The sequence below is a fragment of the Labrys monachus genome (assembly GCF_030814655.1).
GTDB classification, from domain to species: Bacteria; Pseudomonadota; Alphaproteobacteria; order Rhizobiales; family Labraceae; genus Labrys; species Labrys monacha.
Map to the genome: position 1 here is coordinate 1,257,287 of NZ_JAUSVK010000001.1, position 14,632 is coordinate 1,271,918.

The window sequence follows — 14,632 nt, forward strand, 5'->3', positions numbered from 1 at the left end:
AGGAGCTGCCATTATTTTCGCCATCGGGCGATTGGCCGTGCGCTTGACAGAAACAATAGTGGATGACTACCATCATTGCGCACGTTCCTAAATATAAGACCTCTGACGGCATATAATGTCGGCGTTCCAGACTTTACGTTTGGATGCATATGTCTCTTTTTGTCTCATCCAGAACAATAGAATCGCAAGGCGAGTCGGATGAAGATACAGGATGCGCCTATCGAGCCCTCGCTTTGGCATGCAACCGCGGCCGCCGCTCCCGAAAGCTTCGAGCTGGAAGGCCGCGAGAACACCGATGTCTGCGTCGTCGGCGGCGGCTATACCGGCCTCTCGTCGGCGCTCCATTTGGCCGAACGCGGGGTCAACGTCGTTCTTCTCGAGGCCAAAGAGATCGGCAATGGCGGTTCCGGCCGCAATGCCGGCCATTGCACGCCGACATTCCATTTCTACGAGATACCGACGATCCGGAAGATGCTGGGCGAGCCGTTCGCATCCCGTCTCATCCAACGCCAGACCGATGCCGCAAACCTCGTTTTCGATCTCATCCGCCGCTACGATATCGATTGCGAGGGCGTGCAGACCGGCTATGTCCAGAGTGCCCATGCGCCGGCCCTGCTTCCCAAGATGGAACAGCGCTGCGGCTATTACCAATCCGTCGGCAAGGCGACCCGCATGCTCGACCGCGACGAGGTCACGCGGCTGACGGGCTCGCCCCGCTATTATGGCGGCTGGTTTCATCCGGAGGGCGGGCATCTCAATCCGCTGGGCTATTCGCGCGGCCTGGCCCGGGCCGCGATGTCGCTCGGCGCGCGCGTATTCACGCAGTCCCCTGTCACCGCCATTGCCGCCGAGGGTGGGCGCTGGTGCGTCGAGACGGCCAAGGGGGCCGTCATCGCCGACAGGGTGATCTGCGGCACCGGCGCCTACACCGACGGCTTCTGGCCGGGACTCGAAGGGAGCTTCCGACGCCTGGGCGTGGCGGTGATGGCGACGCAGCCCATCGGCGACAATCTGCGCAAGATCATCGCTCCCGACAACAACACCGTCGTCGACAGCCGCGGCGATGCGATGATCTACAAATACAACAAGGAGGGCCGGCTGGTGACGTCTGCCTTCGTCGAAGGCCGGCGGGGCGGGGATGTCGCCTATACCAAGGCGCTGATGGCCCGGAAGCTGCAATGGCTGCTGCCGGACCTGCCCGAGGTCGATTGGCAGTATTACTGGCTGGGCGCCCTGGACATGCAGCCCAAGACGATCCCCCGTTTGTTCGACCTCGCTCCCGGCATCGTCGCCTCGCTGGGCTATTCGGGCCGCGGCGTGCCGACCGGAACCATGATGGGAACGGTTCTGGCCGAATGGGCGCTGGGTGCCAGGCCCGAAGATCTGGCGCTGCCGCTCGAGCCGCTGCGTTCCGCCCCCTTCTACATGAACTTCGCGCCCCGGCTTTTCCTGGCCTGGTATCGCTTCAACGATTGGCGCCAAGCGCGGGCGGGCGGTGCGACGCCGCCACCTTTCTGAAGGGGCGAGCGGCGGCACGGCAGGCAGGAAAGGAGTTGCATGAACCATGATCGGATGCCATCAGCACGGCTCAGGACGGTTTCACGGGGGAAGCGGGCGCTGCCATGAGTTCCGGCGATCTGATGCGGCGTCGGCGCGAAGCGCAGCAGCGCAACCCGGCGAAGGTCCCCAAGACCATCGACTACCAGAACATCGATTTCGACGTGTTCGGCTCGCTGCTGAGTTTCTATATTCGCTCGGTCAATATCGTGGTCAGCAGGGACCTCGACAGCCACATGGAGAGCTTCGGCCTGGCCGGCGGCACGGGGAAGATCTCGACCATCCTGCTGACCGGGGCCAACCCCGGCCTGCGCCCCTCCGTCCTGGCGCATTTCATCCGCAAGGATCGTTCGGCGATGGGCAAGCTGCTCGACCAGATGGAGAAGGAAGGCTTCATCGAGCAGCGGGTTTCCCGCGTCGAGCGCCGCGCCCGCGAACTCTATCTGACGGAGAAGGGGCGCGGCGTCGTCCACAAGATCCGCGACGTGATCAAGCGGCAGGACGACGAGTTTTTCGCCGTCCTCAGCCCGGGCGAACGCGATACGCTGCTGGACCTGCTGCGCAAGGTCTACGAGACCTATATCGACATGGTGCCGAGCGCCGACTGACGCCGGGAGCCGCGCCGCGGCGGGGAGGGCCCCATGGCTGATCCCTCGTCCCGCGTGGCGATGATATCGGGCGCCAATCGCGGTATCGGCGCGGCCATTGCCGACCATCTGTCCCGGCAGGGCTGGCGGTTGAGCCTGGGGGTGCGCGACCCCGCCCGGCTGCCGCCCAGGGCCGGCGCCGCCCAGACCCTCGTCTGCGGCTTCGATGCCCGCCGCCCCGCAAGCGAGAAGGCATGGGTGGAAGCGACGGTCGAGCGCTTCGGCCGCATCGATGCCGTCATCGCCAATGCCGGCATCACCATTCCCAAGACGGTGATCGAGGCGGAGGACGAAGAGCTCGACGACCTCTTCCAGGTGAATGTGCGCTCGCCCCTGCGCCTCGTGCGCGCCGCCTGGCCGTGGCTCACCCGGTCGGGACGAGGGCGGGTGGTCACCATCGTCTCCCTGTCGGGGTTGCGGGTGAAGACCGCGAAGGCGGGCCTCTATTCGACCAGCAAATTCGCGGCCCTCGCCATGACCCACGCCATCCGCCATGCCGGCTGGGAGGACGGCATCCGCGCCACGGCCGTCTGTCCCGGCTTCGTGGCGACCGACATGGCGGCGGGCCTGACGACGAGGCCGCCCGAGGACATGACCCAGCCCGCCGACGTCGCCCGCCTCGTCGGCGTCGTTCTCGATCTGCCCAACAGCGCTAGCGTCGCGGAACTCCCGATCAATTCAACCCTGGAAGAAATGCTATGACGACAATCGGCAACCGCCTCGCGGGCTCGGCCTGACATGGGTCCGCAGGTCGATACCCTCGCATCCGATGCCCGCTTTCCCGCGGAGGCAGACGTCGTCATCGTCGGCGGCGGCATCATCGGCACCAGTGCCGCCCTCTTCCTGGCGCAGCGCGGCGTTTCCGTCGTGCTCTGCGAGAAGGGCCACATCGCCGGCGAGCAATCCAGCCGCAACTGGGGCTGGGTGCGCAAGGCGCGGCGCGATCCGCGCGAGATCCCCCTGATCATCGAGAGCCTGCGCCTGTGGGAAGGCATGAACCAGGTCGTCGGCGCCGAGACCGGCTTTCGCCGCACGGGCATCGTGTTCGCGGCCGAGAGCGAGGCGGAGGTCGCCCGGTACGAGACCTGGCTCGACCATGCACGGCCCTACCAGATCGACGCCCGTTTGATTTCCGGCGCCGAGCTCGAGCGGCAGGTGCCCGGCGGCGCGTCGCGCTGGAAGGCGGCCTTGTTCTGCGCGACCGACGGAAGGGCCGAGCCGCAGAAGGCGGCGCCCGCCATCGCGGCGGAGGCGCGGCGGAACGGCGCCGTCATTCTCACCGATTGCGCCGTCCGGGGGCTGGACAGGGAAGGCGGCAGGATCGCCGCGGCGGTGACCGAGCGCGGGCGCATCCGCTGCAAGAGCCTGGTGGTGGCGGGCGGTGCCTGGTCGCGGCGCTTCCTCAAAGATCTCGGCCTGACCCTGCCGCAACTCAAGGTGCGGTCCAGCGTCATGCGCACGGCGCCGCTGGAAGGAGCCCCCGAGACGGCGATGTGGTGCAACGAGTTCGCGTTCCGACGCCGCCTCGACGGCGGCTACAACATCGCCAACGGCAATGTGAACGTCGTCCCGATCGTGCCCGACAGCTTCCGCTTCTTCACCGATTTCCTGCCGGCGCTGCGCGCGGACCACAAGAGCCTCAAATTGCGGCTGGACGGACGCTTCGCCCAGGAATGGCGGGAGGCGGCGCCGACGCCGCTGGACGCGGTCTCCGTCTATGAGAAGGTGAGGGTGCTCGACCCCGCGCCGGATCGCCGCTACCTCCGCCAGGCGCTGGAGAGCCTGTCCAGGATGTATCCGGTCTTCGCCGGGACGAGGATCGTCCAGGAATGGGCCGGCCTCATCGACGTCATGCCCGACGCCATCCCGGTGATCTCCCCCGTCGACAGCCTGCCCGGCCTCGTCATCGCCACCGGCTTTTCGGGGCATGGCTTCGGCATCGGTCCGGGCGCGGGCCGGCTGATCGCCGACCTCGTCATGGGAGGAACGCCCGTCGTCGATCCCCACGAGTTCCGCTTCTCGCGCTTCAGCGACGGTTCCAACCCCCGCCCGATCGCGGGGATCTGAAGCGCCCGGCGCTCCAGCGAAATCGAAAGGAGCCGCAACGGCGTCAGGGAACAAGGAGTTGGAGCAGAACGGGGTTTTCCGCGGAAATGCCGTTCTGCGCCGGGGAGTGCCGGGGCCCAAGGCGCGGCGGGCCATCGCTTGGCTGCGAAAAACACAAAAACAGAGGACCATCCATCATGACTGAGCACAGCAAGGACAAGACGGGTCTTCGGGGCGCGTCGATTCTCAAACCCTCCCGCCGCCAGCTTCTCGCGCTGGGGGCGTCGGCCGGCTTCCTGACATGGCTGGGCCCGCAGCGGGGCTGGATCGATGCCGCCCATGCGGCCACGCCGCCCGCCAAGCCGACCGGGCAGGCGATCGTCGGCCTTTCGCAGGAGCCGACGGTCTTTCATCCCCTTCTGGTCCATATCGAGGTCGATGAAGCCGTCTATTTCAACCTGTTCAGCGCCTTGTGGCGCGTCGATCCCAAGGGGGCTTTCCAGCCCGATCTGGTGGCGGAAATCCCCACGGTCGAGAATGGCGGCATCTCGGCGGATGGCCTCAACTGGCGCATCAAGCTCAAGGACAACGTCAAATGGCATGACGGCACGCCGTTCACGGCCGATGACGTGAAGTTCAACATCGAGCTGATCCAGAATCCGAAATTCATCGCGGGCCGCCGGGCGGGCCACGAACTGGTCCGCGACATCAAGATCGTCAGCCCCACCGAGCTGACCTGGCGCATGGAGAAGGCCTATGCGCCCTATCCGGCCATCCTGTCCTGGACCTTCCTCGTGCCCAAGCACATCCTGGAAAAGGAAGCCGATCTCAACAAGCCCGCCTTCACCACCAGCCCGGTCGGCACCGGCCCCTTCAAATGGGTGGAACGGGTGCCGGGCGACCACATCACGCTTGCCGCCCATGACGGCTATCACGGCGACGGCCCCTATCTGGAAAGACTGATCGTCAAGTACATTCCCGATATGACCGTGCTCTACACGCAGTTCCAGACCGGAGACATCGACTATATCGGCCTGCAGGGCATCACCCCCGACCACTATGAGGAGGCCAAGGGCCTCGCCGACCGCGCCGTGATGCCGGTGCCGCAGCCCTTCATCGAGAACATCGCCGTCAATGTCGGCCTGCCCGTGTTCAAGGACAAGGCGGTTCGCGAGGCTCTCTACTACGGCATGGACAAGAAGAGCGTCATCGAACAGATCTATTACGGCCTGCCGAGCGAGACGGAGTCCTTCCTGCCCAAGCAGTCCTGGGCCTTCAATCCCGATCTGCCCAAGCATGAATTCGATCCGGAAAAGGCCAAGAAGATCCTCGACGAGGCCGGCTGGGCGCTGGGATCGGACGGGGTGCGGGCCAAGGACGGCGTGCGGCTCGAATTCGTCAACTCGACGACCGCCGGCAACCACGTCCGCGAACAGGCGCAGCAATTGCTGCAGCAGAACTGGGCCGATATCGGCGCCAAGATGACCATCAACAATCTGCCCCCGGCGGTGATGTGGGGCGATTTCTGGATGCAATCCAAGTTCGAAAGCGCGATGGTGGGCATCGGCTTCATGATCGGGCCCGATCCGGACGCCACCGATTTCTTCTCCAGCCGCTCCATCGGCGCGAAGGGCGGCTCCGGGCAGAACACCACCCAGTTCGAGAACCCCGAGGTCGACGGCCTTCTGGCGGAAGGCGCCAAGACGGTGGACCTCGAAAAGCGCAAGGCGGCCTACAGGAAGATGCAGGAGGTGACGCGCGCCGAGCTGCCTTATCTGCCGATCTTCCAATATGCGATGGTTTCGGGTGTCAAGGCCAAGCTCGAAGGCTTTACGCCCAACGTCAACGTGCAGGAGAATTGCTGGAACGCCAACACCTGGTACTGGGCGACCTGATCGCCGGCAATCCGGCGCGGCGGAGCCGTTCTCCGCCTCGTCTTTCCGCCATCGGCCGGGAGCATCGAATTTGGTCCGTTTCTTCATCGGTCGCCTCGCGCAGAGCCTCGTTCTGCTCGTGCTCGTCTCCGCCATCGGCTTCGCCGTGTTGCATCTGGCACCGGGCGGGCCGCTGTCGCAGTTCGCGCTCGTGCCCGGCCTGTCCCAGGCCGACATCGCGCGCATCGCCCACGAGATGGGGCTCGACCGGCCGCTTCCGGTCCAATATTGGGAGTGGTTCTCCCGGCTGCTGGCCGGCGACTGGGGGCGGTCATACCGCGACAGCCAGCCCGTCCTCGCCGTCATCGGCTCGCGCCTGCCGGCGACGCTGGAATTGATGGTCGCGGCGATCCTGATCGCCGTGGTCATCGGCATATCCGTCGGCATCATGGGCGCGGTGCGGCGCTATTCGATATTCGACACGCTGGCGACCGTCGGGGCGATGGTCGCGCTGTCGATCCCCACCTTCTGGTTCGGCCTGATCACCATCTATGTCTTCGCCGTCAAGCTGCAGTGGCTGCCGGCGGGAAACCGCGCCACCATCGGCGGCGGCGGGTCGATCCTGGACTATTTGCACCATCTCATCGCCCCCGCTCTGGTGCTGGCGCTCGTCGAGGTGGCGGTGTGGAGCCGCTACATGCGCTCCTCCATGCTGGACGTGATCAACCAGGATTATATCCGCACCGCGCGGGCGAAGGGGCTGCCGGAGCGGACCATCCTGCTGCACCACGCCTTCCGCAACGCCCTCCTGCCGATGATCACGCTGGCGGGGCTGGAACTGCCGAGCCTGCTCGGCGGCGCGCTGGTCACCGAGACGGTGTTCACCTGGCCCGGGATGGGGCGGCTCTTCCTCGATTCGCTGGGATATCGCGACTATCCGGTGGTGATGGGCATCCTGATGTTTTCGGCCATCCTGGTCCTGCTCGGCAATCTGCTGGCGGACCTGCTCTGCGCGGTCGCCGATCCGCGCATCCGGCTCACGTGAGGAGGCCCCGATGTCGATGTCGTCAGTGACCGCGCCGGCCGCATCCCCGTCGGGATCGGCGCGTCTTCGCAGCCGCGCATTGCGGCGCTTCCTGCGTCACCGGCTCGCCGTGTTCGGCGCTTGCGCGATTGCCGCCCTGGTGCTGGCGACGATCGCCGGGCCATGGGTCATCCCGTTCGACCAGCTCCACATCGATTTGCGCCACCGCTTCGAGCCGCCGCCGGCCGGCGGCCATGTGTTCGGCACCGACCAGCTCGGCCGGGACCTTCTGGTGCGGCTTTTGATGGCGGGTCGGATTTCCCTCACCATCGGTTTTGCCGCCATGCTCGTCAGCACCGCGATCGGCGTGCTGGTCGGGGTGACGGCCGGCTATTACGGGCGCTGGCTGGGCCTCGCTCTGATGCGCTTCGTCGATGCGATGCTCTGCTTTCCCTCGATCTTTCTACTTCTGGTGCTGGCCGCCTTCATTCACCCCGACGTGCTGACGCTGACCTTGATCATCGCGGCCACCAGCTGGATGGAGGTGGCGCGGGTCGTCCAGAGCCAGATCCGCACCTTGCGCGAACGCGACTTCACCGCCGCTGCCGAATTGCTCGGCGCTTCGGGCCGCCACGTGATGTTCAACGAATTGCTGCCCAACGCGGCGGGGCCGATCATCGTGGCCGCCACGCTGACGGTGGCGCGGGCGATCCTGATGGAGGCCTATGTGAGCTTTCTCGGCTACGGCATCCAGGCGCCGACCGCCAGCTGGGGCAACATGCTCAACAATGCCCAGCAATATCTCGGCTCCGCCCCCTGGCTCGCGATATTCCCCGGCCTGATGATCACGCTGGCGGTGACCAGCTTCAACTTCGTCGGCGACGGCTTGCGCGATGCGCTCGACGCCCGCTTCGATCTGGCTTGAGAGCGGGGGGGACGGGCATGATTTCGGCAAGCGAGCCTCGTACCGCAGTCTCGGTTCCGCCGCCTCCCGGGCATGGCGCGGCGGCCGGCGGGCCTGCGATCCTGGAAGTGCGCAATCTCTCCGTGACCTTCAGGACGGAGAACGGGCCCATCCATGCGGTGCAGGACGTCTCCTTTGCCTTGCGGCCGCAGGAGACCCTGGCGCTGGTCGGCGAGTCGGGATCGGGCAAGAGCGTCACCAGCCTGGCGATCATGCGCCTGACGCCGCCGGCGCCCAGGGTCAGGCTGGGCGGGAGCGTCCTGCTGAGTGGCGGCGCGGCGCCGCGCGATCTGGCGACGCTCGACGACCGGGCCATGCGCCTGGTGCGCGGCAACGAGATCTCGATGATCTTCCAGGAACCGATGACCTCGCTCAACCCCGTGCACCATATCGGCGACCAGATCGCGGAGGCGGTGATGTTCCATCGCGGCGTCAGCCGCCGCGCCGCCCTGGCGCGCGCCGTGGAGCTTCTCGACCGGGTGGGCATTCCGGAAGCCCGGCGCCGGCTGTCCTCCTATCCCCATCATCTGTCCGGCGGCATGCGCCAGCGGGTGATGATCGCCATCGCGCTGGCCTGCGACCCTCGGATCCTCATCGCCGACGAGCCGACGACGGCGCTCGACGTCACGGTGCAGGCCCAGATCCTGGCGCTTTTGAGGGAACTGCAGACCGCGACCGGCATGGCGATCATCTTCATCACCCATAATCTCGGCGTCGTCGCGGAGATCGCCGACCAGGTCATGGTGATGTATGCCGGCCGCATCGTCGAGCAGGGCGGCGTCGTGCCGGTGATGAAGCAGCCGCGAATGCCCTATACGCAGGGATTGTTGCGATCCGTGCCGCGCATGGACCTGGCCGGGCAGGGCGGCGGGCGGCTGGAGGCGATCCCAGGAAGCGTGCCCGACCCGCTCAACCTGCCGCCGGGCTGCGCGTTCGCGCCGCGCTGCGGCCATGCCGAGCAAGGCATCTGCGACGCTGCGATTCCGCCGCTGGAGCCGACGGCGCCGGGCCATTCCGTCCGCTGCGCGCGCTGGCGGGAACTCGCGATGCGGGGGGCATGACAATGCTGGCGACACCCGAACGCCCGATTGAGGCCGATGGCCAGGAGCCCCTGCTGCGCGTGGAGCATCTGCGGCAATGGTACCGGATTGGTTCCGGCTTCCTCGGCCGCAGGGATCTTGTCCGTGCCGTGGAAGACGTCTCGTTCGACATAGGGCGCGGCGAGGTGCTGGGCCTGGTCGGGGAATCGGGCTCGGGCAAGAGCACGCTCGGGCGGGCCGTGCTTCGCATGATACGACCCACCGAGGGGCGCATCGTCCTCGACGGTAAGGACATCACGCATCTGAGCCGGCGCGAGCTGCGTCCCCTGCGGCCCCGCATGCAGATGATCTTCCAGGATCCGTTCTCCTCGCTCAATCCGCGCATGACGGTCCGGCAGATCGTGGCCGCTCCCCTCGTGATCCAGCGGGCGGATCTGGACGAGGCCGCGCGCACGGCCCGCATCGTCGAGGCGCTGGAACTGGTGGGTCTGTCCAGCCAATATGCGGACCGCTATCCGCATGAATTCTCGGGCGGGCAGCGCCAGCGCATCGGCATCGCACGCGCCTTCGTGACCGAGCCGAGCTTCCTCGTCGCCGACGAGCCCGTCTCGGCGCTCGACGTCTCGATCCAGGCCCAGATCGTCAATCTGCTGATCGACATCCGCAGGAGGCTGAACCTCACCGTCCTGTTCATCAGCCACGACCTGGCGGTCGTCGGCTATCTCTGCGACAGGGTGGCGGTGATGTATCTCGGCCGCATCGTCGAGATTGCAGAGACGAGAGCGCTGTTCCGGCAGCCGCGCCATCCCTATACGCAGGCGCTCTTCTCGGCGGTGCCGGTGCACGATCCAACGCTGCGGCGAGAACGCATCGTCCTGAAGGGCGACATGCCCAGCCCGATCGATCCGCCCTCCGGCTGCGCCTTCCGCACGCGCTGCCGCCATGTTCTTCCCGCCTGCGCCGAGGCCGTGCCGCCGCTCAGGCCGGTGGCGGCGGGCCATATGGTGCGTTGCATTCGCGACGATCTCGCGCCGGCCGGAGGGGCCTGAACGTTCCCGGCCGGCGCGAGGGCAAGTCAGCAAGGACTGCGGTATCGGAGGCACGGGCCAGTGGGCCGCCGCATCGCTCTTCGCGGCAGCGCCGCCTCCTTTGGACCATGAAGCGCGGCGCCTTCGGCGCGCGCAGGCTGCTTCGAGCGGCATCGGTCGGCGCCCGGGGGCGGTCCTCGATGCGTCGGCGGGACCTGCTCGCGGCAGGCCCGGCGGCCTCACGCGTTGAGCGAGTCCTTGATCGCCTTCGCCGGCACGAAGGTGAGCTTCTTCGAGGCGGCGATGGTCATCGCCTCGCCGGTGGCCGGATTGCGGCCTTCGCGTTCGGGCGTCGATTTCACCTTGAACTTTCCGAAGCCGGGGATCGAGGTCTCCGCGCCGGCCACGGCCGCATCCGCGATGGCCTTGAAGACATACTCGACGACCGCTTTCGCCTGGGCCTTGGTGAGGTTCTCTCCAGACGCGATCTTCTCGGCGATTTCGTTAGTCGTGGTCATGAAAGGCTCCTTCCTGCCTGTTTCCTCATGCTCCTTTGCACGCAAAGGGGGAGGAGCGAAAGCCGCACAGCAAGCTCAAGCCTCCAAATCCACGGAAATCGAGCATTTTTCCTCGATAATCGGGGATGTCGGTGGTCGGCGCTGCCGCCGGCGGCCCGGCGAAGAGGCCTGCGGCGCCGCTCGGGCGCCACCCGAGGCCGTTCCCCTGCGCCTGTTTCGAGGCCCGATCGAGCGGGCAACGAACCGCGTCCGGGCCAGGGAAGGCGGCCTCTCATGACGGTTCGATCGCGCCTTTTTACTCTTGTAAAAACGAAATTACATATGTATAGGTCGCCTTGTAGGTGCCGCAATCGATGAGCACCTGTCGGCGGAACCTCCTCCCATGTCCGAATGGAGGGCTTTCGCCCGATGCAAGGGAGGAATTCATGAAGAAGCTCGCTACAGTGCTGGCGTGTGTCGCATTTGCCCTGCCGGTCACGGCCTGGGCGCAGAACGCTGCCGGCACCGTGAAAAAGGACAGCTACCGTTTCGTCATCGTGCCGAAGGTCGTGCACCCCTGGTTCGACAAGGTGAACAACGGCGCGCAGGCGGCCGCCGCGGCGCTGAAGGCCCAGACCGGCGCCTCGATCGAGATCGTCTACTCCGCCCCGCAGACGGCCGACGTCGTGCAGCAGAACCAGATCCTCGACAGTGCCCTGGCGACCCATCCGGACGGGCTCGCCATCGACCTGCTCGATCCCTCGGGCAACCGAGCCTCGCTGGAGGAGGCCCAGTCGCAGAAGATCCCGCTGGTCCTGTTCGATTCCGTTCCGCCGGAAGGCATGGCCATCACCCATATCGGCTCGGATTTCTGCGAGCAGGCGAACATCGCCGCCCGCCGGCTGGTCGAGGTTCTCGGCGGCGAGGGTGAGGTCGCCATCATGCAGGGCGTGCCGACCGCTCCGAACCATGCGATCCGCGCCGAGTGCCATCGCAAGCTCTTCGCCCAGCATCCCGGCATCAAGGTCGTCGCCGAAGGCATCGACAATGACAGCATCGAGACCGCGCAGCAGCAGGCGGCGGCCATCATGCAGGCCCATCCCAACCTCAAGGGCTGGGTGGCCTCGGACGCCTCCGGCCCGATCGGCATCGGCCAGGCCATCGTCGAAGCCGGCAAGCAGGGCAAGGTCACGCTCGTCGGCCTCGACAACCTGCCTGAAATGCTCGACATGATCCGCAAGGGCGTGGCCGACAGTTCCTCGGCTTCACAGCCGGAGCTGCAGGGCTATTGGTCGGTGATGATGCTGTGGGCGCAGGCGACGGGTGCGCCGGTTCCCGGCTATGTCGACACCGGAAACGCCTTCCTCACCAAGGCCAATGTCGGCGGCTGAGGCAGCCCGGCTGGATGAGTCGTCGGGGCGCGGCATCGCTGCGCCCCTGACCGTATCATGTCGGAAGGCGTTGCTCCCATGGCTTATCTTGAAACGCGTGGGCTGGGCCGGGATTTCCCCGGCGTGGTCGCCCTGAACAACGTCGACCTCGAGATCGAATTGGGGCGCACGCATATCCTCGCCGGGGAAAACGGCGCCGGCAAATCGACGCTCGTGAAGATCCTGACCGGCACCGACCGTCCCTCGCGCGGGCAGGTGCTGATCGACGGCCGCGACCCGGCCCAGGACCCCACGCTCTACCGCAACGTCGCCTATGTGCCCCAGGAACTGACGCTGTTTCCGCAGATGAGCGTGGCGGAAAACCTGTTCATGCCCTTGAGCCGCACGGGACATGGCGGCCTCCTGTTCAACCGCCGGGCGCTGACGGCCGAGGCGCAGATCTATCTCGACCGGTTCGGCATCGAGGCGAAGCCGCAGGATCTGGTCGCCCATATCTCGGTGTCCGACCAGCAATTGCTGCAGATCGCCCGCGCCTGCACCAATGCCGACATGAAGGTGCTGATCCTCGACGAGCCGACATCCTCGCTCACGCGGGTCGAGGTCGAGCGCGTCTTCAAGGTGATCCGGGGGCTCCTCGATCGTGACCACGCCATCGTGTTCATCAGCCACAAGATGGAAGAAGTCTTCCAGATCGGCGACGACTACACCGTGCTGCGCAATGGCGAGAAGGTCGAAAGCGGCCGGATCGCCGATGTGACCGAGGCCGGGCTGATCCGCGCCATGTCGGGGCGGCACCTGACGTTCGACGATCACTTCCGCCCCGAGACCCCGGCGAGCGAGCCGATCCTCGAGGTGCGGGGCCTTTCCGGCGCCCGGTTCCAGGATGTGAACTTCGATCTGCGCCGCGGGGAGATCCTCGGCTTTGCCGGTCTCGTCGGTGCCGGGCGGTCGGAGGTGATGCAGACGATCTTCGGCTACCTCAAGGCGACCGCCGGCACGGTGAAGGTCGAGGGCCGGGACTGGCGCCTGAACGACACGTCCCGCTCGGTCGCGGGCGGCATGCTGTACCTGTCGGAAGAGCGCAAGCATCACGGCATCTTCCCGATGCTGTCGCTGCGCGAGAATATCGGCCTTTCCATCCTGTCGCTGACGAGCGGCCCGCTCGGCATCAGCCTGCCGCGGGAGCGCAGCGCGGTCCAGAAGATCATCGACGATTACGGCATCCGGACCGCGGGCATGGGCAAGCGCATCTCCAACCTCTCCGGTGGCAACCAGCAGAAGGCGATCATCGGGCGCGCCATGGCGACGCGGCCGCGCATCCTGATCTTCGACGAGCCGACCAAGGGCATAGACATCCGCACCAAGGCGGAAATCTATCGCATCATGAAGACCCTGGCGCAGGAGGGCGTCGGCGTCATCCTGGTGTCCTCCGAGATCAACGAGCTGCGACAATGCTCCAGCCGCATCGTCACGATGCATAACGGGCGCGTCACCGGCGAATTCGGCACGGCCGAAACCAGCACGGAAACGCTTGTGGGCGCCATATTCGGAACGGAAGTTTGAGCCGATGCAATCGAAGCCCTTCGCAATTGTGCTGCGCAGCCCGCTGGCCGGAGTCTTCGTGGCGCTGGCCGTGATATTCGCGCTGTCGGCGGTCGCCTCCCCCTACTTCCTGAGCCCCTACAACATGTCGGTCATCGCGCGGGGGCTCGCCTTCGTCGGACTGATCACCATCGGGCAGTCCATGCTGATGGTCCTCGGCGAGCTCGACCTCTCGCTCGGCGTCACCGGCGGGCTGTGCGGCGTGGTTTCCGGCATCCTCATGGTCAAGCTCGGCATCGAGCCCTACACCGCCATGGCCCTCGCCTTGGGTCTCGGCGCCTGCCTGGGCGCGGTGAACGGCCTGCTGGTCACCGCCCTGAGGTTGCATTCGCTGGTGCTGACGATCGGCACGGCCGGCATCTTCGGCGGCGCCAATCTGGTGCTGACGCGCGGCGTGGCCATCACCGGCATTCCGCAGAAGGTGCAGTTCCTGGGCCGGGGCGACGTCCTGGGGGTGCCGGTTCCCTTCCTCATCATGCTGGCGGCGCTCGCCGTCGCCACCTTCGTGATGCTGAAGACGCCGTTCGGCCGCTACATGTATGCCATCGGCAACAATCAGGCCGGCGCCAGGATGCTGGGCGTCCGCGTCGACCGGATCCGCGTCATCGTGTTCGTCGTCGCCGGTGCGCTCGCCGCGCTGGCCGGCGTGCTGATGGTGGCGCGGCTCGGCACGGCGCAGCCGTCCATCGGCGATACCTGGGTGCTGGCGCCGATCGCCGCCTCGGTCATCGGCGGCGTCGCCACGACGGGCGGCGTCGGCAGCCCGATCGGCGCCATCTTCGGCGCGGGGATCATCGCCATCATCGAGAACATCATCGTTCTCTTCGGGGTCTCGCCCTATTGGCAGGGCATCGTTTCCGGCGCGATCGTCGTCATCGCGATCTCCTTCGACGCAATTTCACGCCGCTATCTGCGCCACGACGCAGCATGAGCGCCGCGGCGGTCCCTTTTTGGCGGAAGAC

At 66.4% G+C, this 14,632-nt stretch carries 13 protein-coding genes; 12 read left to right on the plus strand and 1 reads right to left on the minus strand.

The genetic code is table 11. From position 1 onward, the window contains the following. Positions 1–198 precede the first annotated feature (198 nt). The 9 genes from J3R73_RS05505 (at position 199) to J3R73_RS05545 (ending at position 10,201) form a co-directional block, all read left to right on the plus strand. A complete protein-coding gene (locus J3R73_RS05505) occupies positions 199–1,518 on the plus strand; it encodes an NAD(P)/FAD-dependent oxidoreductase (RefSeq protein WP_307423437.1) in 1,320 nt (439 codons plus the stop codon). A gap of 104 nt (positions 1,519–1,622) precedes the next feature. Next, positions 1,623–2,165 carry a MarR family winged helix-turn-helix transcriptional regulator gene (locus J3R73_RS05510; RefSeq protein ID WP_307423439.1) on the plus strand — a complete coding sequence of 181 codons (543 nt, stop codon included), beginning with the start codon at positions 1,623–1,625 and terminating at the stop codon, positions 2,163–2,165. Between the two features lie 33 nt (positions 2,166–2,198). Beyond that, a complete protein-coding gene (locus tag J3R73_RS05515; protein ID WP_307423442.1) occupies positions 2,199–2,906 on the plus strand; it encodes an SDR family NAD(P)-dependent oxidoreductase in 708 nt (235 codons plus the stop codon). 36 nt (positions 2,907–2,942) lie between these two features. Continuing rightward, positions 2,943–4,271, plus strand: a complete 1,329-nt coding sequence (locus J3R73_RS05520) for an NAD(P)/FAD-dependent oxidoreductase (RefSeq protein WP_307423445.1) — start codon at positions 2,943–2,945, stop codon at positions 4,269–4,271. Between the two features lie 176 nt (positions 4,272–4,447). Next, positions 4,448–6,145 carry a peptide ABC transporter substrate-binding protein gene (locus J3R73_RS05525; RefSeq protein WP_307423447.1) on the plus strand — a complete coding sequence of 566 codons (1,698 nt, stop codon included), beginning with the start codon at positions 4,448–4,450 and terminating at the stop codon, positions 6,143–6,145. A gap of 70 nt (positions 6,146–6,215) precedes the next feature. Next, positions 6,216–7,169, plus strand: a complete 954-nt coding sequence (locus J3R73_RS05530) for an ABC transporter permease (protein WP_307423450.1) — start codon at positions 6,216–6,218, stop codon at positions 7,167–7,169. A 16-nt stretch (positions 7,170–7,185) separates the two neighbouring features. Beyond that, positions 7,186–8,073: an ABC transporter permease gene (locus J3R73_RS05535; RefSeq protein ID WP_370880068.1), complete on the plus strand. Its 888-nt coding sequence runs from the start codon at positions 7,186–7,188 to the stop codon at positions 8,071–8,073. Positions 8,074–8,090: 17 nt separating this feature from the next. Next, the gene (locus J3R73_RS05540) at positions 8,091–9,173 is read left to right on the plus strand and encodes an ABC transporter ATP-binding protein (RefSeq protein ID WP_307423456.1); all 1,083 of its coding nucleotides are present in this window, start codon (positions 8,091–8,093) and stop codon (positions 9,171–9,173) included. Positions 9,174–9,175: 2 nt separating this feature from the next. Then, entirely contained in the window at positions 9,176–10,201 is a 1,026-nt protein-coding gene (locus J3R73_RS05545; RefSeq protein ID WP_307423461.1) for an ABC transporter ATP-binding protein, read from the plus strand. Between the two features lie 218 nt (positions 10,202–10,419). Here the strand turns inward: J3R73_RS05545 and J3R73_RS05550 are convergent, their stop codons facing one another. Beyond that, complete coding sequence (locus tag J3R73_RS05550) at positions 10,420–10,698, minus strand: HU family DNA-binding protein (protein WP_307423464.1); 279 nt, start codon at positions 10,696–10,698, stop codon at positions 10,420–10,422. 425 nt (positions 10,699–11,123) lie between these two features. Here J3R73_RS05550 and J3R73_RS05555 point away from each other — a divergent pair, with 425 nt between their 5' ends. From J3R73_RS05555 to J3R73_RS05565, 3 genes are all read left to right on the plus strand, one after another. Continuing rightward, entirely contained in the window at positions 11,124–12,068 is a 945-nt protein-coding gene (locus J3R73_RS05555; RefSeq protein ID WP_307423467.1) for a substrate-binding domain-containing protein, read from the plus strand. Positions 12,069–12,146: 78 nt separating this feature from the next. Beyond that, complete coding sequence (locus J3R73_RS05560; protein WP_307423468.1) at positions 12,147–13,631, plus strand: sugar ABC transporter ATP-binding protein; 1,485 nt, start codon at positions 12,147–12,149, stop codon at positions 13,629–13,631. Between the two features lie 4 nt (positions 13,632–13,635). Beyond that, on the plus strand, positions 13,636–14,601 hold the full coding sequence (locus J3R73_RS05565) for an ABC transporter permease (protein ID WP_307423472.1): 966 nt from the start codon (positions 13,636–13,638) through the stop codon (positions 14,599–14,601). Positions 14,602–14,632: the final 31 nt, after the last annotated feature.

Excerpts from the sequence above, each read along its gene's own strand:
- J3R73_RS05505 (WP_307423437.1), top strand. The coding sequence starts at position 199 with ATGAAGATACAGGATGCGCCTATCGAGCCCTCGCTTTGGCATGCAACC.
- J3R73_RS05510 (WP_307423439.1), top strand. The coding sequence starts at position 1,623 with ATGAGTTCCGGCGATCTGATGCGGCGTCGGCGCGAAGCGCAGCAGCGC.
- J3R73_RS05515 (WP_307423442.1), top strand. The coding sequence starts at position 2,199 with ATGGCTGATCCCTCGTCCCGCGTGGCGATGATATCGGGCGCCAATCGC.
- J3R73_RS05520 (WP_307423445.1), top strand. The coding sequence starts at position 2,943 with ATGGGTCCGCAGGTCGATACCCTCGCATCCGATGCCCGCTTTCCCGCG.
- J3R73_RS05525 (WP_307423447.1), top strand. The coding sequence starts at position 4,448 with ATGACTGAGCACAGCAAGGACAAGACGGGTCTTCGGGGCGCGTCGATT.
- J3R73_RS05535 (WP_370880068.1), top strand. The coding sequence starts at position 7,186 with ATGTCGTCAGTGACCGCGCCGGCCGCATCCCCGTCGGGATCGGCGCGT.
- J3R73_RS05540 (WP_307423456.1), top strand. The coding sequence starts at position 8,091 with ATGATTTCGGCAAGCGAGCCTCGTACCGCAGTCTCGGTTCCGCCGCCT.
- J3R73_RS05545 (WP_307423461.1), top strand. The coding sequence starts at position 9,176 with ATGCTGGCGACACCCGAACGCCCGATTGAGGCCGATGGCCAGGAGCCC.
- J3R73_RS05550 (WP_307423464.1), bottom strand. The coding sequence starts at position 10,698 with ATGACCACGACTAACGAAATCGCCGAGAAGATCGCGTCTGGAGAGAAC.
- J3R73_RS05555 (WP_307423467.1), top strand. The coding sequence starts at position 11,124 with ATGAAGAAGCTCGCTACAGTGCTGGCGTGTGTCGCATTTGCCCTGCCG.
- J3R73_RS05560 (WP_307423468.1), top strand. The coding sequence starts at position 12,147 with ATGGCTTATCTTGAAACGCGTGGGCTGGGCCGGGATTTCCCCGGCGTG.
- J3R73_RS05565 (WP_307423472.1), top strand. The coding sequence starts at position 13,636 with ATGCAATCGAAGCCCTTCGCAATTGTGCTGCGCAGCCCGCTGGCCGGA.